This window comes from Bacteroidales bacterium (assembly GCA_031276035.1).
Classification (GTDB): Bacteria; Bacteroidota; Bacteroidia; order Bacteroidales; family BM520; genus RGIG7150.
In genome coordinates, this window is sequence record JAISNV010000019.1 from 39,705 (window position 1) to 60,619 (window position 20,915).

Genomic DNA, 20,915 nt, shown 5'->3' on the forward strand with positions numbered 1-20,915 from the left:
CAACTTATATAAGTGAATTCAGCTGGATTTCTATATTCACATTAATATAGTCAAGGTACTTGGATAAAATTATGTAATTGCATTCCTCAATACTGCTTTGTGCGATGTTGAAGAATCGTAATTTATTAATTTTTCCCTTTTTCTTATGTCTTTCAACAATATTAGCAGGGATTGATACGACTGCTTTTAGAAACCGAGAAGTTAATTCGCATAATTCAAAATCTGGAAATTTCTTAATACATTTATTGCCTTGTAAAACAAAAGAGCGCTCTTTCCGCCACATTACCAAATCATTAAATGATTGCGATTCCATATTTGTATTTTATTACACTAACTAACTGTCTTTACTTCCAAAATTTCTTCTAACTTCCTCCCTTAATCATATACCCCACTCCCTTTATCGTTTCGATAAGTTTATTATCATACTCATTATCAATTTTATTTCTTAGATAAGATATATAAACGTCCACAACATTTGTATTGGTATCGTAATTTAAGCCCCAAACAGTATCCAATATTTGCGTACGGGAAAGAACTTTGTTCTTGTGTTCCAACAGATATTGTAGTAACTTGAATTCTTGAAATGTTAATTTAATTTCTTTTCCGTTTCGTTCAACCTTGTATTGATCTATATAAAGCTTCAGGTCATCACACTCCAAAATATTCGAAGGCGTATCGTAAGAAAGCTTTACTCTCCGGGTTAAGGCGTTAATACGGGAAATCAATTCTTTGAAATGAAAAGGTTTGGCAAGATAATCATCAGCGCCGTAGTCCAACGCTTTTACCTTGTCATCAGGTTCTCCGAGAGCACTCAATACAAGTACCGGCGTATGTATTTTTCGATAGCGGATATATTGTAATAATTCAATCCCATCAATATCCGGCAACATAATATCCAGCAAAATTACATCCCATTGTTTTCCGGTAATTAACTCTCTTCCAACCGAACCATTTTCTGCTAAAACAATTGAAAAACCGCTTTCTTCCAAACCTTTAACAATAAATTCGCTGATACGTCTGTTGTCTTCTATTAAAAGGATATTCATGTAAATGATATTTTTAAGTTACAAAGGTAGTTATTTTTCGGGGAATTAACAATTTAGGTAATAAAGAAGTTAGAGCACTTAGAGAAGTTAAGGATAGTGATATAAAGTTGTCTTTCAATTACATCTTAGTTATTTTTAATGTTAATATGATTTTATTTGTCAACTTTTGTTAAATTTGCAGATTGATATACATCAGTTTGACTAAAAACAAAAACAAACATATATGAAAAGTTCGAATCGTTTATTGAAGTATTTTCTTTATTTTTTTCTGGTTTGTGTAGGAATTATAATTGGTGTAGCCATACGTCATTATACGAATGTACCTCTTGAAGAAACAATAAATATTGTTGATGTGGCTACACTTTTGGTTACGGTATTTCTTGCCGTTTATATCCCTGAAGTTCTTGACCGCAGATTACAAGTGCAACGTGATAAAAAGGTTTTGATAGAAAACAGGATTAATGAATTTCAAACACTTCAAAGAAAGATAAATACACTGGTACAGGATGATGATGCTATGAATGAAAAGAATTATTTAACTATCAAAAACGAATTGGATGTGTCGTTGCATAAGCTTGAAATCATTTCGACACTCATAAAAATATGCCAATTTCGGCTCATCATTTGAAGAAGAAATAGCAAGTATTGAAGATTTATGCGGAAAACATCGCGATCTTCTACTAATTAAAAATACAGAGAAAAATAAATTCATTTATTCTGACAAAATTCAGCAGGAGGAAGAAACTTTATTTAATGATATAGATAAAGCAACGAGTTTATTATTGTTCAAAATAAGCGATGCCGAGTCAAAGACACGATATTAATTTTATAAAAATTAATACTCATTGCTGTTATTAAACCGATTAACAATTTATTCAAAGTCAAAATCCAGTTGCGGTGTTTGCAAATGAGATTCCAATTCCAGAAGTTTCTTTTTTGCTTGAAGTCCGCCTGCATATCCGACCAACTTTCTATCGCTTCCAATAATCCGGTGGCAAGGAATGAAAATTGAAATAGCATTAGCTCCATTAGCCGCAGCAACTGCGCGAATCGCATTTACATTGTTAATCCGTTTAGATAATTCCAAATAAGTTTCAGTAGTTCCGTAAGGTATCTGCAAAAGTTTATCCCATACACTTTTTTGAAACTCTGTTCCTATAAGCAAAAGAGGAATATCGAATTGAGTTCTTTTTCTATCGAAATACTCTTCCAGCTGATGAACGGCCATTTGAACGGCAACCGAATTTTCTTCCGAATATTCGGTTTTCAGACTTTTTTGTATTCTTGAATCAATAGCAGCTCTTGACTTTCTATACCTCCAATCACATAAACATATTTGTTCATTATAAGAACCTATTATCAATTCGCCGAAAGGAGATTTATAATACTGTATTTTAACCGGTTGTTCCATACCTAAAATTTTTATAAATTATTGATTATTATTATAAGATTTTACAATTTTCAAACTTCAGAAATTGTTAAAACTTTGAAAGTTTGAGTAACTCTAATCATTAAAATGCAAATATATATATAAAAGTTCATCTAAGAAATGTATTTATATTTAAACATATTAAAATTTAAAATAAAAAAGTTCAACACCTGAAATAGTCCAATCACTACCTTAATTTATCTCTTTACAAATGCATATTTTTATAATTCCTTTGCAGAATTCATTTTATGTAAACAAAAAACACAGCAAAATTATGCGTAAGGTAAGATTTCTTTTATTACTGTGTTGTTTTTGTATTTGTACGATAACACAAGCTCAAAAATTTGACAAGAAACATTTATCAATCGAAGGACAAGTCTCTTTTGGGAAAATGGCTAAGCTCGATTCCAAGATAAAAGAGGTTTTGCTCAGCAACGATGTGCGTTTTTACGATTTGTCGTTAAATTATAATACACTACCTTCCGATAGTAGTCGTTTCGCTTCGGCATACAATTATCCTACTTTCGGATTAGGATTTACTGTTGCCGATTTTAGTAGCGTACATTTAACTAACCAATCTCGTATTAATACAATCTTTGTATTATCAGGTTTTATCGACAGAAATCTTATCCGCAATAAACATTTAAGTTTTGGTTATAAATTAAACGCCGGTCTGGCTTATGCAAATAATCCTTATGATCCGATTAAAAATCCGGATAATATATTTATCAGTTCTCCTTTGATGGTATATATCGGTTTTGGATTTAATGTAAAATACAAACCTGTCAACCGGCTTGCAATTGGTTTAAGCGCTGATTTCAGACATATCTCAAATGGTCGTACGGGGATGCCGAATAAAGGCATAAATATGTTTTCGGCAGGAGTTTCCGCAACTTATTATTTAGACAAACAGCAGTCAGATTTTACGAAAATACACAAAAATGATAAATACAGAAAACATTTAATTTACCATTTAGCGCTACATAGCGGAATACAAAGTTCAATTGAGGAATGGAGTCTTTATTCTGAAAAAGAAGCTGACCCGGCGAAAAAGAAAACGGACTTTCAAAAATATCCTATTATTTCACTGTCTGCAGATATAATGTATAGATATTCCCTCAAATTTGGGACAGGAATAGGTGTTGACTTATTCTATACTTCCCACACCGATAAACTAAAGGAATGGGATTCCGCTTTGTCGGGTATAAACACCAGCAGACAGGAATATAATCCTTTATCTGTTGGGCTTTCAATAAATCAGGAAGTATATTATAAAAATTTATCCCTATTTGTTGCCGTCGGATATTATGTTTATCGTGAATTGGGATTACAGAAAAAAGAAAAATTTTATCAGCGAGCCGGATTCCGATATTACCTGCCTCCAACTAATTCCGTTTTCATGGGAATTTCCATCAAAGCTCACAAATTCTGTACAGCCGATTATCTGGAATTTTCCATCGGTTACAAATTCTGACAAATAATTTTATCAGAACAACAAAAGATTTTTTCACATAGCGACAGATTAATTTCAGTACAATGTAACGCTTTGGAATATGATTGCATTTCTTATCTTTGCACTCAATTAAAATTTTATCAAAACATTTTATAAGTTAATGAAAATAAGAAGTTTATTAAATGTAAATGTTTTTATTTTATTAAAACACTTTTTGTAGAGATATGAATTCAAGATTAAAAGGTATTTTGTTCGGCATAATAGCTGCCATTGCTTACGGAACTAATCCGCTTTTCTCCTTACCGCTTTATGCGGAAGGATTAACTCCAGACTCCGTATTGTTTTATCGTTATGGAATAGGCGTAGTTCTTCTCGGTATAATACTTCTCATTAAAGGAGAATCATTAAAAATCAAGAGAAAAGAAATATTGCCTTTATTTCTTTTCGGTATAATGTTTGCCTTATCCTCGCTATTTCTATATCAAAGCTTTCTCTATATGGATGCAGGTATTGCTTCCACAATACTGTTTATATATCCGGTATTGGTTGCCGTAATAATGGCTGTGTTTTTTAAGGAAAAAGCATCTTGGCTGACATATTCTTGCATAGTTTTAGCAATGATAGGAATCGCTCTTCTTTACAAAGGTAACGGAGAAACTGTATTAAGTACTACCGGACTGATTTTAGTAGCACTTTCATCACTTTTTTATGCTATTTATATTGTAGCTGTCGATCACTCTTCGATACGAACAATGCCACCGGGTAAATTGACCTTTTGGGCCTTACTTTTCGGAAGTATGGTTTTTGTGGTACGAACTAATTTCTTAACTGAATTACAACCTGTTCCTCCAAATGTTTACAGCTGGGTAAATATTATCGGCATTGCACTGTTTCCAACAATAATATCTTTACTTTTTATAAATATTTCTATCAAAAATATTGGCCCGACTTATGCTGCAATTTTTGGTGCTCTTGAACCGGTTACTGCTCTCATTATCGGTATATTTGTATTTCACGAAGTGATAACAATAAGGATAGCTATCGGAGCATTATTAATTTTGATTGCAGTTACACTCATTGTATCGAGTAATACTATTATTGAAAGATTTAAGAGGAGTTAAGATGTTAAATAACGAGCACATCTAACTCCTCTATTTTTTTCCTAACTTCTTTCCCGATATTCTTTCCTGTACGCATAATAAAAAATCTGCGGAAGAACAGTAAAAGAAAGTATCATACAAACAATTACGCCGCCAACTATCATAATCGCTAAAGGTTTTTGAACTTCCGACCCCATTCCGGTTGATAAAGCAGCCGGAAGTAATCCCATCGAGCCCATCAATGCAATCATCAATACAGGACGAATACGTCTTTTGACAGCCTGGTCGATAGCAACATGCAGATTGCGAACTTGTTGTAAACGTTTTTTCATCAAAGACATTAGTAATATACTATCTATTGATACAATGCCTAATAAAATGATGAATCCGACACCTGCCGAAATTCCAAAAGTTGTTCCTGTTACCCAAAGCGATAAAAATCCGCCTATAAAAGCAAACGCCATAGCACAGACAGAAATTAATGTGTCTTTAACTGTTCCGAAATGCATATATAGTAAGAATATTATCAAAGCAAGAACAATGGGAATTACCATCATCAAGCGTTTGGATGCACGCTGCTGGCTTTCAAATTCTCCGGCCCATTCCATTTTATTGCCGGCCGCGAGTTGCACGTTCTCACCAACTCTCTGTTGAGCTTCTGCAATGGTAGAACCTAAATCACGATCGCGAATGCTGAAACCGACACTTACGTAACGACTACTTCCTTCCCTGTAAATGAATGCAGGTCCGGTAATAAAACGAATATCGGCGATCTCTTTCAACGGAACCTGTTTTCCGTCCATAGTCGGAATGAGAATATTGCCGATTTTTTCTTCATTATCGCGAAAATATTTCTGGAAACGAATAACAACATCGAACATTCGTTCATTTTCATAAAAATGTGTTGCCGCTTTACCTCCTATTGCCATTTCAACTACAGCCTGAGCGTCCTGCATGGAAACGGCATAACGCGCCATCCGCGATTCTTCCAGTTTTAGCTGCAATTCGGGGAGACCTATGCTACGGAAAACATTCACATCTTCCACCCCGCGAACATCTTTGATTGCGTTTGCTGTTTGATTTGCCAAATCCTCCAATTCCCGCAAATCGTTTCCGAAAATTTTTATAACCAGAGAACTTTTAACACCTGCAACGTATTCTTCCACATTATCTTGTATGGGCTGACTAAAGGCAACCACAATTCCAGGATAAACGCTGAATACATCCTGCATTTCTTCAATTATTCCATCTTTTGAGATTTTTCGATTCCACTTCTTTTCAGGTTTTAATTCAACATGAAATTCTATATTGAAAAATCCGGTTGCATCCGTTCCGTCATTGGGACGACCCGTCTGGGTAAGAATAAAATCAATCTCGTCAAATTTCTGTAACTTGTGTTTCATCTCTTTGGTTAAGCGCACCGATTCATCAAGATTAACGCTGTTAGGCAAAGTAGCACGGATATAAATGGCGCCTTCGTTCATGCTGGGAATAAACTCTGTTCCCCAGAAGTTGAAACGCACCAGACAAATAACCAATAAAACAACAAATGAAACAATAACACTTTTCCGGTGACGAGATGAGAAGGCATACAAAGCGTATATTTTAGATGTAAAAAATTCGCTGATACGATTTCTCCTCTCTTTTATAGGCTTTTTAAGTAATATTTTACACATGACCGGAACATAAGTCAAAGAAAGGATAAGCGAACCGAGCAAAGCATACGCCAACGTAAAAGCAAGCGGTTTAAACATTTTTCCTTCCACCTTTTCGAAAGAAAAAATAGGAATCAAAGCCACAACCAAAATGATTTGTGCAAAGAAAATATGGGTAGCCACATTTCCGGCACTTTTCTTTATCAATCCGTCTTTGCTCAAACGTGTAAAACGACTTCCCAATTCCCGCGATCGCTGTTCCATCGAAACATATATCGCTTCAACAATAACCAATGTCCCTTCTAATAACAAACCAAAATCCAGCGCTCCCATGGATATTAAGTTCATCGGCAAACCTTGAATACGGAGCATAATCACAGCAAACAGAAATGATAACGGAATCACCGATGCTACGATCAGAGTAGTGCGCCAGTTGAAAAGGAAAATAAATACAATTATCGAAACCAACAAAATACCTTCCAGCATATTTTTCATCACTGTGTTCAAAGTATTATCTACAAGCTTTTCCCTGTCCATAAACGGTTCTATCTTTACTTCTTCAGGGAGAATACGGTCGTTCAACTCCCCTATCTTTACTTTCAGTCGGGAAATCACTTCACTGGGATTTTCGCCACGAAGCATAATTACAATACCTTGTACAACATCATCTTCGCAGTTTAATCCTACCTGTCCCAATCGGGGTTTTGAAGACACACTCACTTCAGCTACCTGCTTGACTCTCACCGGCGTACTTCCTTTTACCTCAATCAAGATATTTTCGATATCTTCTACGCTTTCCAGCAATCCGATTCCACGTACAACATAAGCCTGACTACCTTTCTGTATCATATCGCCACCGACATTGATATTGCTGTTTCCAACGGCTTCGTACACCTGCAGGGGCGAGAGATCGTAATTCTGTAATTCTACCGGATTGACCTTTATTTCATAAATTTTTTCTTCTCCTCCGAAACTGGCAATGGTTGCAACTCCGGGTACCGACAACAATTCACGCTGCACTACCCATTCGTTTATTGCTGCTACCTCCCGGATAGGCAAATCGCTCCGCAAAATATAACGGAATATCTCTCCAGTTGCTCCCGAAGGCGGTTCGATAGAAAGTTCCGCTCCATCTGGCAAGTCAATATCCTGCATACGGTTGGACGCATATTGCTGGGCATAAAAATCATCAACGCCGTCTTCGAACAAAACCGTAACTACAGAAAGTCCGAACAAGGAAGTAGAACGCACATCCGTTTTACGAGGAATAGTATTAAGCTGCTGCATAATCGGCAGCGTAATGAACTTCTCAACCTCTTCGGCGCTACGCCCAGGCCATTGGGCGATAATTTTTACCCTTGTATTGGTAACATCGGGGTAAGCTTCTATAGGTGTGTTCTTAAAACATATAACTCCACCTATCAATAAAATACCTGTAAGAAACAGAATCAGGATATGATTCTTTAAGGAAAAGGCGATTATTTTTTCAACTAATTTATGCATACGATTTTAGAATTATTAGCTATGAGTTATGAATTATGGGGTTAGAGGAGTTTAGATGGCGGTGTGTATATGAAATCATTGAAAAGTAAATAGAATGAAAAAAGAATAATAATCTGATATTTTGAAACATTTCTTTTTCGATTTTTCCATAAAATAATACCTTAATAACTTCTTCGGTTTCTTCTAAATTATTAACTTCTTTAACTTCTATCATCATTAACTCTATTACCTTATACTAATTTCATAACTTCCCTGACTTCGATTAATATCTTACTTACTCTCATTTATAATGCAAAAGTAATCTCCCAAGATTAGATGCTTTTTTGAATCAGATTAAAATAGGATTAGAAAAACCATCATCGTTAATGTATTTATACTGAATCATGCAATCTCCAAACTCATTCGACTTCTTAGCTTTTATATCTTCTTCAAATCCAAAACATTAATCAAAATTCCATATTCAATAAAAATAAAAAATACTTTTTTTTCTCTTTCATTAAAATATTTTTCATTCTAAGTTGTCAGCATAAATAGAGAGGCCTCTAAAAATAAAATAACAAAATATAAATTTTAAAAAGTAAAATAATGACAACAAGAAATTTTGGAAAGGGATTCTTCGGAAGAAATCCTTTCGATAAAGAAGCAAGAAAAAAGTTTCAAGAAGAATGGTCTAAAATGACCGATAGTGAAAAATTAGACTTTATGAACAAAAGAGTAGAAAATATGGGAAAAGATCATTTTTCGGTAGAAGCTATTGATGCCCGCTGTGAAGAATGGAAGAAGAAAACGCCGGAAGAAAAACAAGCCTTCGTTGATAAGAAAAAGGAAGTTATGGAAAAACATTTCGAAGGTCATTTTGGCGGACACGGTTTTGGATTCGGAGAACGTGAAAACTGTTTTTTCGGCATGCAGACATCAGATAATAAATAATTGATTACAAAAACAAAAACCGATTGCTTAAATAATCCAATCGGTTTTTGTTTTTATAAACATCAGCAATAAAATATGATAGACAATAAATCAAACATATTAAGCAAAATTAGTACACCATACATCTGGATAAATACTCGTGATTGTAGAGCGTGTTGGAAATGTGTGGATAACTGTCCCGAACATATCATCGGAAAAACCGGATTTTTATGGCATAAACATATTGTAATACAAAATGAAGATAATTGCACCGGATGTAAAAAATGTATGCAAATCTGTCCCAATGGAGTATTTAATGAAATAAAATAAGGCTTAAATATGAATTGCCATAACATAGTTTTTTATAATTTAGCAGATGGTTTTACATGAAAAATAAACATAAATAATATGGAATGATCATGGCCGATTTCTCACTTAATAAAGTGTAATTAAGTCATGCGGTTACATATTATCAGATTGAAAAATAACAAACAAAAGTATTTAATTATGAAAAGATTAAAATTTTTAATGCCGATAGGTTTTTTATTGATTGTTGCGGGATTCAGCGCAATTTTAATGTTGTTATGGAACTGGCTGATGCCTTCCATATTCGGATTAATTACGATTAATTTCTGGCAAGCACTGGGAATATTTATCCTTGCACGCATTTTGTTCAGCAGTTTTGGAGGCGGAAAAATGCACATGGGTAAAATGATGGGCCACAATCATCACTTCAATCCTATTCATGAAAAATGGGCAAAAATGACTCCTGAACAGCGAAAAGAATTTATCGAAAAAAGAAGAAAATTCGGTTTCGGACATCCCCCAAGAGAGGATTTTTTCGAAAGAGAATTTCATAAAGATAATGAAAACGGAGAATGTAATAAGGATAATGGATAAACCGAAAGAACAGGAAAATGTAGAAAAAATCTTTTCCGAACATCAATCCAAACTAAAAGCGTTTATTCGTAAACGAGTTTCAAATGAGGAAGATTCGGAAGATATTCTGCAGGATGTTTTCTATCAATTGCTGAAAACGATAGAGACCGGGCTTAATCCGATTGAACAAGTAACGGCTTGGCTTTACCGCGTTACGCGTAATACGATTATCAATAAAGGAAAGAAGAAGCGGGAAGAACAACTTCCGGAATATCAATACGATGAAGACGATAAGATGTTGAATGATTTTTCGGAAGTGTTGTTCGGCAATGCTTCCGCTTCTTCACCGGAAACGGAGTATATGCGTTCATTGGTTTGGGAGGAATTGGAAAAAGCTTTGACGGAACTTCCTCCCGAACAACGCGAAATCTTTGAACTTACCGAACTTGACGGGCTTTCCGTAAAAGAAATATCCCAAGCTACCGGCGTATCCGTCAACACATTGTTATCCCGGAAACACTATGCAGTAAAACATTTACGTAAACGTTTGGAAACATTGTATAATGATTTGATTTATTATTGATTTTCGGTAAAACATTTCTTTAAGTATTTAAAAATACAATACATTCTGATTTTGGAAGGTTAAAACTTTTATAGAATGAATCTTTTCAAAAGAAGTTATCTGACTTATAATTAATGAATAAAATAAACTTTTCCGGCATCTAAGACAAAGGGATAACTCAATAGTGTTTTTATAATTATTATATTGTAAAAAAGACAATAATAACTCAAAGTTCCTTTTTTCTTATTGCCATTTCCTCTACTTTTCTTAAGTTTGCACTTCAAACAAAAACGATATGAAACATTTCTTCCTTTCTGCTGCTCTTTTTATTATTTCTCTTTATTCGCTTTTTTCACAGATTCCGGATTATAAAAAGCCGGAAAAGAGCGTTGAAGAACGTGCAGAACATCTACTTACCCTTATGACTATTGAGGAAAAGGTAGGTCAGTTAGTTTGCGTCTTAGGTTGGGAGATGTATGAGAAAAAGGGAGATAGCGTAACCCATTCAAAAAAATTTGAAGAATTGCTTTCAAAGTATCATGTCGGTATGTACTGGGCGGTTTATCGTGCGGATCCGTGGACACAAAAGACTTTAGAAACAGGACTTTCGCCTCGCCAGGCGGCCGAAGCAGGAAATGCCATGCAGAGATATGCCGTTGAAAATACGCGTTTGGGAATTCCTATTTTTATTGCGGAAGAAGCACCGCATGGCCATATGGCGATAGGTGCGACTGTTTTTCCTACCGGTATTGGTCAGGCTTCAACCTGGAATCCGGAATTATTGGAAAAGATGGGAGAAGTTATCGCTAGAGAGATACGTTTGCAAGGCGGACATATCAGTTACGGCCCGGTATTAGATTTGTCTCGGGATCCGCGTTGGTCGAGAGTTGAGGAGAGCTACGGAGAAGATCCGGTACTTAGTGCAAAATTAGCCGCTGCAATTGTGAAAGGAACCGGTGGCGGAAATATTGTTGATACTCAAACAACTATTGTTACTCTGAAACATTTAATTGCATACGGGATTCCTGAAGGCGGGCATAACGGAAATACGGCATTTGTCGGCTACCGTGAACTGCATGAGAACTTTCTGCCGCCTTTTAAAGCTGCTATCGATGCCGGCGCTCTTTCAGTAATGACCGGCTATAATTCTATTGACGGAATCCCTTGTACTTCAAATGGCTATCTATTAACCGATGTTCTTCGTAATCAATGGGGTTTTAAAGGGTTTACCATCTCAGACCTGAATAGTGTTGCAGGTATTAGCAATGGGCATTTTGTTGCGGAAAATTCTAAAGAAGCGGGAAAATTAGCAATCATTGCCGGCCTGAACGTCGATTTAGGAGGAGATTCTTTTTTACAATTAATTGAAGCAGTGAAGAATGCTGAGATTCCGGAAAGCCTTGTTGATACTGCCGTACTTCGGATTTTGAAACTGAAATTTGAAATGGGGCTTTTTGATAATCCCTATGTTGATCCGGTAAATGCAGAGCAGTATGTGCGTTCCCCCGAACATATAGCGATAGCCCGTGATATAGCAAAAGAGTCGATTATTTTATTGAAAAATGACACTATTCTTCCTTTGCAGCGAAATGTGAAAATAGCGCTGATCGGGCCGAATGCCGATAATATTTATAATCAGTTAGGAGATTATACGGCGCCCCAACCGGAGGAAAATGTAATTACTGTTTTGAGAGGATTGCAGGCATATACTTCACCTGAAAATGTTCGATATGTGAAAGGTTGTGCTATTCGAGATACATTACAGTCCGACATTGAGGCCGCTGTTGAGGCTGCCTTGCAGTCTGATGTGGTTGTTGCGGTAGTCGGCGGATCCAGCGCCCGCGATTTCAAAACATCATATCAGGAAACCGGCGCTGCAATTGTGGATAACCGGTATATCAGTGATATGGAATCCGGAGAGGGATTTGACCGTGCAGATTTGAATCTTCCAGGACATCAATTAAAACTTCTACAAGCTTTAAAATCAACAGGTAAACCGCTAATTGTTATATATATTCAAGGACGGCCGTTGAATATGAATTGGGCAGCAGAACATGCCGATGCCTTGTTCACTGCCTGGTATCCCGGACAAGAAGGTGGATATGCAGTTGCAGATGTGCTTTATGGAGAATACAACCCTGCGGGGCGTCTGCCTATTTCCGTGCCGAAATCCGTAGGTCAGTTGCCGGTCTATTACAATAAAAAAAATCCACAGGGGCATGATTACCTTGAAATGACGGCTAAGCCGCTCTACGAATTCGGTTACGGATTGAGCTACACAACGTTTCAATATGGCAATCTGAACTTTGAACAGAAAGGGAAACATGCTGTTGAAGTCTCTTTTACTGTGAAAAACAATGGAAATTTGGATGGAGATGAGGTTGTGCAATTATATCTTCGCGACCACTATGCGTCTGTTGTACAACCGGTCAAGCAGCTAAAACATTTTCAACGAATTCATCTCAAACGTGGCGAATCCCAAACAATTCGTTTTCTGCTCACACCCGAGGATTTTAGTATTATTGATAAAGAATTCCGATATATCGTTGAACCGGGAGAGGTTTCAATTTTGATTGGGAGTTCTTCCGAAGATATTAGATTGGAAAGCATTTGGAAGCTGGATTGATATTCCGTTAAATCTAACTTTCCTTTTTTATTTTTCAGAATTTTCAAAAATTTATCTCATTAATATGAGTTTTATAAATCATTGGAAATTAATTACGGATTATTAAACATGATTTGGATAACTTTAAAAGTAATTAGATTCGAATGTCGATTATCACAAACAAGTGAATGTATCAATAAAATTCAGATATAATTAAAATATTTTCTCTTCCAATTTGTCTAATATATAAAAATGTTCTAAAAAATAATTATAAAAAATATATGATTACATTCGAATATATCTTGATATTATTGATAGCCATACTTTTATCAAATTTAATCAATAGATTTTTACCGGCAGTATCCGTTCCAATTATACAAATTATATTAGGAATAATAATTTCATTTGTGCCGTTTGGTTTTAACATTGAACTAAATCCCGATTTATTCTTTGTGCTTTTTATTGCACCATTAGTTTACAATACTAGCATGCTGCTGGATAAGAGAATGTTTTGGTCATTGAAGATGCCAATTTTAAACATGGCGGTTATTTTAGTATTGATAACGGTTTTGGGTGTTGGTTATCTAGTTCATTTTATGATTCCAACACTTCCACTTGCTGTTGCTTTTATGTTGATTGGTGCATTAGGACCAACCGATGATGTAGCTATCCATTCTGTTTCGCAAAAAGTACCTATTCCTAAAAAATTGATGAATATGCTTACCGGAGAATCCATCATAAATGACGCGACCGGTATTGTTTGTTTTCAATTCGCATTAGCGGCAGTAGTAATGGGATCTTTTTCTGCTGCTGGTGCAACAAAACAATTGCTTATTGTGGGTATTGGCGGAATACTTGTAGGGTTATCATTTACTATTATTAAACGTCAGCTTGTTAAATGGATTCGCAAATTGGGCATGGATAATGTTACCTTACACACTTTAATTGAAATATTACCGCCTTTCTTTGTTTATTTGTTTGCCGAAAAGTTAGGTGTTAGCGGAATATTGGCAGTATTTGCAGCAGGCATAACACAATCATTCGGCAAAGAAAGAATAGATCCGAGTACTGCAAATCTAAATATCGCATCAAAGAATATTTGGAATATGCTTTCTTTTACTCTTGAAGGAATTGTTTACCTGATTCTCGGAATGCAATTACCTATGGTTTTACAAACATTTAAAAACAATACCTATTCATATTCGGTAGGAATGTTACTTTTATTCGTTCTTATCATAACAGTATCTTTTGCAATAATTAGATTTGTTTGGTTCTATCTAACAACTCGAAAAAAGTCGTTTTTTGAAAAAAACGAGCCGATAAAAAAATGGAAGGCGGCACTTATTTTCAGTCTTGCAGGTGCAAGAGGAGCAGTTACAATGGCGAGTGTATTATCTATACCTGTTTTATTAAGTGACGGAACTGCTTTTCCTCAGCGTGATTTAATAATTTTGCTATCAACAGGAGTAATTCTGTTATCGCTTATCATAACTAATTTCATTCTTCCCGTTGTAGTCGGAAAATCAGATAAATCAACAAAAGAGATAAAGGAGAATGAAGCATGTATTGAAATTTTATGTAATGTTGTTGATGCACTTGAAAAATCTGCAACAAAAGAAAATGAAATAGCCGAAAGAATGATTCTGAGCAGGTATAAACACAGGATTCAGAACTTACGGTACACTCATACCGATAAAAATAAGGAAAAGATGCTGCGAAATGAAGCTCGGGAATGGGAAAAACAAAATACTATTCTTCTTATAGAGAGCGGTAGTATAGATGAAGCGGTTGGAAATCGATATTTGTATTCAATAAACAAACATCTAAAATTTCCGGTTTTATTTTCCGGTAAAAAAAGAAAAAAACGTTTTAAACATAAATTCCATGATAAAGAATTTCATTTTGAAGTATTAAAACTAAAGGAAATCAATGATTCATTTGTTATTAAAAAGCTAATTGAGCGGCAACAATATGACAATAGTTATGAGTTGAAGAAAGTACTTTCAGAATATGAATCCAATTTACTTAATATGAATAATATGATTGCAATGGCAGGACGAAGAAAAGATTTTGCAAAAATAGAAATTGCTATGACTGAAGTTGCATCAACTGCATTTCAAATCGAACGCGATAATATACAAGCAATGTTCGAGTCTGGACGCATTTCACGTGAGAAAGCTAAAGAACTTCGTAATAATCTTATGTATATGGAAGCTGAACTAAAATAATCCGTTTTTCTCTAACTTCGATAACTCCTTTAAATTCTTAACTCCGTCCCTTCTTCAACTCTTCATAAATCAACAACTGATTTCCGATGACAATATTATCTCCTTCTTGAATTCCCGAAGCAATATAAGAAACACCGTTATGACTACCTTGCAGAACCACTTCCTTCATCTTATAACTTTCATTATTTTTATCCGCGACCACTAAAAAATATCTGTTATCATCAAAAATCAATGCATTAGATGAAACTGTTAAGAATTGTTGATTATCTTGTTTTTGTAATGTAACTAATACCGACATTTCCGGTTTGAATTTTAAATCCGAGTTAGAAATCGGAATTCTCGCTTTCAAAACCTTTTCTTCCGGATCGAATACTTGTGAAAGTGTTTTGATTTTTCCTTTAAAAATTTCACCGGGATAAGAAAGCGTTGTTATATCAACCTCCATACCTTCATGCACAAATTGTAAATTTCCGGCATATACATTGGCTGAAATCCATACCGTACTTAAATCGGCAATAGTAAAAACTATTTCACCTCCTGACGAAATAGTGCTTCCAGACGAAATATTTTTATCTACTATAAACCCCGTCATCGGCGCTTTAACAGAAAAAGTTCCGTTCAACTCATTATATCCATACAAAAACATATCCGTTTCCGTCTTTTGGAGAGACGCTCTACATTGATTTAACCGCGCTTCCACTTCTAATAATTCTCGTTCGGACAACATACCGGAATCAAACATAGATTGAGCACTTTTGAGTTCTCGCTCAACAATCTTTTTCTCCGCTTTTAATGAAGTTTGTTCCGATAACAACTGTGTTAGTTCCGTACTACGAATGTCAAAAAGTATATCTCCTTTCTTAACTTTATCGCCTAAAGAAAAATAAGTTTTCTCCACTACTCCACTAATTAAGGGAGAATAATGTATGATTTTATCCGGGTCGTATTCCACCTTTCCGGTTAGAGTCAAACCTTCCTGCCTATTACTCAAAACCGCTTGAGTAGTTTTTACTTCCTTTAGAAAATCAGTATGGATTTCACCATTGAGCCCGTCGTTTTCCTTATTTATACCTTTTGAGCAAGAAACCGCACAAGATGCCGCGATGCCCGCAATTAATAATATAATTTTCTTGTTTATCATTTTGTTTTTGTTTTTTGGGTTAAAAAAATCAGAAAGTTGTACCAGGGTTTAAATTGTTGATTTATAATAAATAACGAAGAAAGCAAGATGAAAAAATAATAATAACCTATAATCACAAAGATTTTACTTTTCACACTTTTTTAATCAGTATATCAGAATAAAAAAATCATATTCAATAATTAATCATCTTAACTTTCTCCATATTTATTAACTTAATAACTCCTTAAACCTCTCTAACTTATTATTCAATATCTTCTCCAACAACATATTGTAACTCTTCAAATTGCTGTCCGATATTTTTCTTTACCGACAACATGGTTTGTTTAGTGTTTTTATAACTTTCCATAAAATCAATATATTCCAACATACTGATATTTCGTTTCAACAGATTCTCGGTATAGACATCCAGCATACTGTCAATTTCAGACAACAAACTGTTATTCTTCATTTTCAAAAAGAAGTCATACACAGAGCCATAATTATTAAAAGCTTGCTCAACTTCCTGTAGTACCAAATTCTGTTGCTGTTGAAACAAATATTCACTTTGCACTTTATTATAGTGAGCAATTCGTATATTTCCCTGATTCCGATTTATTATGGGCAAATCTATATTTAATCCGAACCCAACAAAATTCTTCCACACACCGCCATAACGGTCATAATTAACGCTTAACTCCAGATTCGGAGCACGTTGCGACTTTTCGTAAGAAATAGACTTTTCAAAATATTGTGTTTGAAGTTGGGAATATTTTAAGTCGTGGCGAGAATCTTTAGCTTGTTGAAATAAATTTTGTAATGAAATTTCTGCCGGATTTTTATACTCTTTTCCATCAGTAACGATTTCCAAGACAATTTGAGTTTGAATATTGAGTAGAGTTCTCAGCATTTTTTGCCGTTCATTATATTCCAATCGCACCTCATGTCTCTCATTTTCCAATTCCAGAAGTGATGATTGCAAGCGGAGCAGTTCGCTTTTAGAAACATTTCCTAAAGAGACTTGAGCTTGATAATTTTCAATCAGCTTATCAAACGCCTCTATTTGATTTGACAATATTGTTTGATATTCTTGCAAATAAACAAGGTCATATATAGATTTTCGTAATTCCGCCTTTAATGATCTCAACATGTCACCAAACTCTTCTACAGCCATTTCTTTAGAAACCTTTTCCATTTTCATCAACTTTCTCCGCTGTCCGGCAATTTGAATAAACTGACTTAATTCAACGCTGAACTCCGTATTTCTACCGAAATTTCCAAACAAAGGAGGAATTACCTCATCAATGCCTTCGCGTTGTGAAGATGTACTCCAAAAATTGATTTGGCTTATTGAAAGTGATGGGTTTTCCCATAATTTTGCCTGTGTTATCGCTGCGTCGGCAATATCAATATTATATTGTTGAGCTATAATTTCCAGATTTTGTTTCAGGAACATGATTTCCGCTTCTTCCTGAGTTATTTTTTGAACTTGCTGAGTCCGGGCAGGGAGAACGAAAACCATCCAACAGCAAAAAACAGATAACATATAAAGATATTTTTTCATATCTACTTCGCAATTTTATTGCTGCAAAAGTATATCCCTAATATTAGACAGAATTTTGAAGAGGATTAAAATTAGATTAGAAAAGTAAAAATAATAAGATAAAGATTCATTTCTTCTAATGTTAAATAGATTTCGTTTTCAATTTTATTTTTTTATTTAATAAAAACGGCAATCAATTTATCACATTAAATATGAACGGATTCGGATTAGTTGTATTTGGATATTATAAATAATTTATTTCCTTTAACTTTGCCGACAGTTTTTATGTAAATTTTCATATCAAAGAAAAAATATATGTCAGCAAATAAAAATCTTCATTCTGAAATAGCTTTCAAAAGAATTGATAATTATCCCGGGAAACCAACAATAATTTTTCTTCACGATTCATGGGGCAGTATTAATTTATTGCGTGATTTTCCGGAAAAATTGGGAGAATTAACCGAATGTAATGTGCTTATATATGATCGGCAAGGTTACGGAGAATCAGGTCCGTTTTCGTATTCCAAACGTAACAATGATTACATGGAGCTGGAAGCGGATATTCTGAACGAACTTTTAGATTATTGGAAAATAGATAAAGCTATACTTTTCGGACATAGTGACGGAGGGTCTATTTCTTTGATAACAGCGGCAAAATACCCCTCAAAAATCGTAGGAGTTATTACTGAAGGCGCACATGTTTTCGTAGAAGATATTACTGTTAACGGAATAAAAGATGCTGTTAAGCTTTATCAAACCGGCAATTTAAAATCCAAATTAGAGAAATATCACGGTGAAAAAACCGATTCAATGTTTTGGGCTTGGGCCGATACATGGACATCGGAAGAATTTCGGACCTGGAATATTGAAAGTTTTTTGCCTGCAATCCATTGTGATCTGCTTGTTATTCAAGGTGCTGACGACGAATATGGAACATTGGAACAAGTTACTAAAATAGTAACCCAAACGAGCGGACAAGCTTCAAAATTGATTATTCCGAATGCTAAGCATTCTCCACATAAAGAAGTTCCCAATTTAGTTTTAGAAAAATCCGCAGAATTTATTAAACAATTGTTTGATGATGAAAATAAAAACGCATCTATCCGGGAAGTTTCCAAAGCTTCTTTTAGAAAACATAAAAATAAATTTAAAGGTATAATCTTCGATTTAGACGGCACATTGGTAAACTCGCTTGAAGACTTGGCTGGTTCAATGAATAAAGTATTACAAAATCATAACTTCCCTACTCATTCATTAGCCGACTACAAAATTTTTGTCGGCAAAGGAATTTTAAATTTAGTTCGCTCTTCTTTACCGAAAACAATACAGGATGAACAAACCGTTAAATCATGTTATCAACAAATGGTTAGTATTTATAAAGACAATTGCATCATTAAAACCGCACCGTATGACGGTATAATTGATTTACTTAACGAATTGAAATATAGAAAAATAAAATTAGCCGTACTTTCAAACAAAGCAGATGAATTAACAAAAAAGATAGTTCAAACATTAATGCCGGATTATTTCGATGTGGTTTTAGGATTAACAAGCGAAGAGCTCAGAAAACCCAATCCGTTTGTCGCATTAAAAATAAGCAATTTTTTTCAAATTGATAGTGAAAATATGATTTATGTCGGCGACTCCGGCATTGATATGCAAACCGCTCAAAATGCAAAAATGTTTGGTGTTGGTGTAACTTGGGGATTTCGAACCGAAGAAGAATTAATCGTTAACGGCGCTCAAGAGATATTAAATCACCCGTCAGATTTAATAAAAATTATTTCTTAATTAATGTGTTTATAAAATATTATTTATATCCTATTGATTGTGAGTAATTCAACCTAAAATCATATTAATAAAATACAAAACACTAAAAGTTTCTTCTAATTATATCTAATCTTAATTTTGTAAATTGGGAAAATATTAGCGCCAAAATTTAGCAGCTATACTAATGTGGTTATCATAATTTACACAACAATATTGGGATATTTTAATTAATGAGTTTGAATCAATCAAGAGTACTATTGAAATTTTCCTTCAAACCGAAATAAATATATCACAAATAAGAATCAAAAAGTTGCATATTTACTTATCTTTGTAAACATTTTGTGTTCAGACAAATCATGTAAAGCGAATAAAATATCTATGTTAAAAAAATATCCCAAAAGAAGAATCGAATTACCTGATAACTACCTGAAGATATATTCGGAGCATTATAAAAGTAATCGGGAAGGAGATACATCAGCAGCATCATTGTCAAAAAAGATGGAATCGTGGATGCATAAAAAAGTTGCACAAGATGTAATCAATGATAAAAACAAATCTACACTTGAAATCGGAGCCGGCACATTAAACCAACTAACTTACGAAAATCCGGTTCCCTATGATATCATTGAGCCTTTCACCGAATTATATCAAAATTCAAAACTTCTTGATAATATTAATGAAATTTATAATGATATTGAGAATGTACCTGAAACAAAAAAATACGAAAGAATTACATCGGTTGCCACATTTGAGCATATATTAAATTTGCCTACTGTTGTTGCTAAAACTTGCTTACTATTAGATAAAGACGGAACTTTGCGCGCATCTATTCCAAACGAAGGCAGTATTCTATGGACATTAGGCTGGAAATTGACAACTGGTGTGGAGTTTCGACTAAAATACGGTTTAAAATACGGTCTTTTAATGAAATACGAACATGTAAATTCCGCAAAAGAAATTATTGAAGTAATCAAATATTTTTATAAAAACGTAAAATGTTCTTATTTCGGAATTAACAAGACGTTAGCTTTCTATATTTTCCTCGAATGTTCCAATCCGAATATTGATTTGGCAAAGGAATATTTGAATAATTCTTTAAATTAATAAATTAAATAA

17 protein-coding genes are annotated in these 20,915 nt (G+C 34.4%); 11 read left to right on the top strand and 6 right to left on the bottom strand.

Annotated elements, in window-relative coordinates; all coding sequences use genetic code 11:
- Window positions 1–4: 4 nt before the first annotated feature.
- Both LBP67_04260 and LBP67_04265 read right to left on the bottom strand, forming a co-directional pair.
- Entirely contained in the window at window positions 5–313 is a 309-nt protein-coding gene (locus LBP67_04260) for a four helix bundle protein (GenBank protein MDR2084188.1), read from the bottom strand.
- A gap of 49 nt (window positions 314–362) precedes the next feature.
- The gene (locus LBP67_04265; protein MDR2084189.1) at window positions 363–1,046 is read right to left on the bottom strand and encodes a response regulator transcription factor; all 684 of its coding nucleotides are present in this window, start codon (window positions 1,044–1,046) and stop codon (window positions 363–365) included.
- A 223-nt stretch (window positions 1,047–1,269) separates the two neighbouring features.
- Between LBP67_04265 and LBP67_04270 the strand changes: the two genes are divergently transcribed.
- Window positions 1,270–1,674, top strand: a complete 405-nt coding sequence (locus LBP67_04270) for a hypothetical protein (protein MDR2084190.1) — start codon at window positions 1,270–1,272, stop codon at window positions 1,672–1,674.
- Window positions 1,675–1,917: 243 nt separating this feature from the next.
- On the opposite strand, the gene LBP67_04275 is transcribed toward LBP67_04270, so the two are convergent.
- Window positions 1,918–2,457 carry a methylated-DNA--[protein]-cysteine S-methyltransferase gene (locus LBP67_04275; GenBank protein ID MDR2084191.1) on the bottom strand — a complete coding sequence of 180 codons (540 nt, stop codon included), beginning with the start codon at window positions 2,455–2,457 and terminating at the stop codon, window positions 1,918–1,920.
- A 292-nt stretch (window positions 2,458–2,749) separates the two neighbouring features.
- Here LBP67_04275 and LBP67_04280 point away from each other — a divergent pair, with 292 nt between their 5' ends.
- Both LBP67_04280 and LBP67_04285 read left to right on the top strand, forming a co-directional pair.
- Window positions 2,750–3,949, top strand: a complete 1,200-nt coding sequence (locus tag LBP67_04280) for an acyloxyacyl hydrolase (GenBank protein ID MDR2084192.1) — start codon at window positions 2,750–2,752, stop codon at window positions 3,947–3,949.
- A gap of 203 nt (window positions 3,950–4,152) precedes the next feature.
- Window positions 4,153–5,049: a DMT family transporter gene (locus LBP67_04285; protein ID MDR2084193.1), complete on the top strand. Its 897-nt coding sequence runs from the start codon at window positions 4,153–4,155 to the stop codon at window positions 5,047–5,049.
- 41 nt (window positions 5,050–5,090) lie between these two features.
- Here the strand turns inward: LBP67_04285 and LBP67_04290 are convergent, their stop codons facing one another.
- Window positions 5,091–8,186 (bottom strand): CusA/CzcA family heavy metal efflux RND transporter, encoded by a 3,096-nt coding sequence (locus tag LBP67_04290; GenBank protein MDR2084194.1) that lies wholly within the window; start codon window positions 8,184–8,186, stop codon window positions 5,091–5,093.
- Window positions 8,187–8,771: 585 nt separating this feature from the next.
- On the opposite strand from LBP67_04290, the gene LBP67_04295 reads away from it, so the two are divergent.
- The 6 genes from LBP67_04295 (at window position 8,772) to LBP67_04320 (ending at window position 15,369) form a co-directional block, all read left to right on the top strand.
- Complete coding sequence (locus LBP67_04295) at window positions 8,772–9,116, top strand: hypothetical protein (protein ID MDR2084195.1); 345 nt, start codon at window positions 8,772–8,774, stop codon at window positions 9,114–9,116.
- A 75-nt stretch (window positions 9,117–9,191) separates the two neighbouring features.
- A complete protein-coding gene (locus LBP67_04300) occupies window positions 9,192–9,425 on the top strand; it encodes a 4Fe-4S binding protein (protein MDR2084196.1) in 234 nt (77 codons plus the stop codon).
- Window positions 9,426–9,602: 177 nt separating this feature from the next.
- Window positions 9,603–9,995, top strand: coding sequence for a hypothetical protein (locus LBP67_04305; GenBank protein ID MDR2084197.1), 393 nt, complete (start codon window positions 9,603–9,605; stop codon window positions 9,993–9,995).
- Complete coding sequence (locus LBP67_04310; GenBank protein MDR2084198.1) at window positions 9,988–10,557, top strand: RNA polymerase sigma factor; 570 nt, start codon at window positions 9,988–9,990, stop codon at window positions 10,555–10,557. The genes LBP67_04305 and LBP67_04310 overlap by 8 nt, the downstream gene beginning before the upstream one ends.
- Window positions 10,558–10,831: 274 nt before the next feature.
- Window positions 10,832–13,162, top strand: coding sequence for a glycoside hydrolase family 3 C-terminal domain-containing protein (locus tag LBP67_04315; GenBank protein ID MDR2084199.1), 2,331 nt, complete (start codon window positions 10,832–10,834; stop codon window positions 13,160–13,162).
- Window positions 13,163–13,422: 260 nt separating this feature from the next.
- Entirely contained in the window at window positions 13,423–15,369 is a 1,947-nt protein-coding gene (locus tag LBP67_04320; GenBank protein ID MDR2084200.1) for a Na+/H+ antiporter, read from the top strand.
- 37 nt (window positions 15,370–15,406) lie between these two features.
- On the opposite strand, the gene LBP67_04325 is transcribed toward LBP67_04320, so the two are convergent.
- Window positions 15,407–16,510, bottom strand: a complete 1,104-nt coding sequence (locus LBP67_04325) for an efflux RND transporter periplasmic adaptor subunit (protein MDR2084201.1) — start codon at window positions 16,508–16,510, stop codon at window positions 15,407–15,409.
- A gap of 241 nt (window positions 16,511–16,751) precedes the next feature.
- Window positions 16,752–18,050, bottom strand: coding sequence for a TolC family protein (locus tag LBP67_04330; protein MDR2084202.1), 1,299 nt, complete (start codon window positions 18,048–18,050; stop codon window positions 16,752–16,754).
- Window positions 18,051–18,344: 294 nt separating this feature from the next.
- On the opposite strand from LBP67_04330, the gene LBP67_04335 reads away from it, so the two are divergent.
- Together LBP67_04335 and LBP67_04340 are read left to right on the top strand one after the other, a co-directional pair.
- Window positions 18,345–19,820 carry an alpha/beta fold hydrolase gene (locus tag LBP67_04335; protein MDR2084203.1) on the top strand — a complete coding sequence of 492 codons (1,476 nt, stop codon included), beginning with the start codon at window positions 18,345–18,347 and terminating at the stop codon, window positions 19,818–19,820.
- 357 nt (window positions 19,821–20,177) lie between these two features.
- Window positions 20,178–20,903 carry a hypothetical protein gene (locus tag LBP67_04340; GenBank protein ID MDR2084204.1) on the top strand — a complete coding sequence of 242 codons (726 nt, stop codon included), beginning with the start codon at window positions 20,178–20,180 and terminating at the stop codon, window positions 20,901–20,903.
- The last annotated feature ends 12 nt before the right edge of the window (window positions 20,904–20,915 follow it).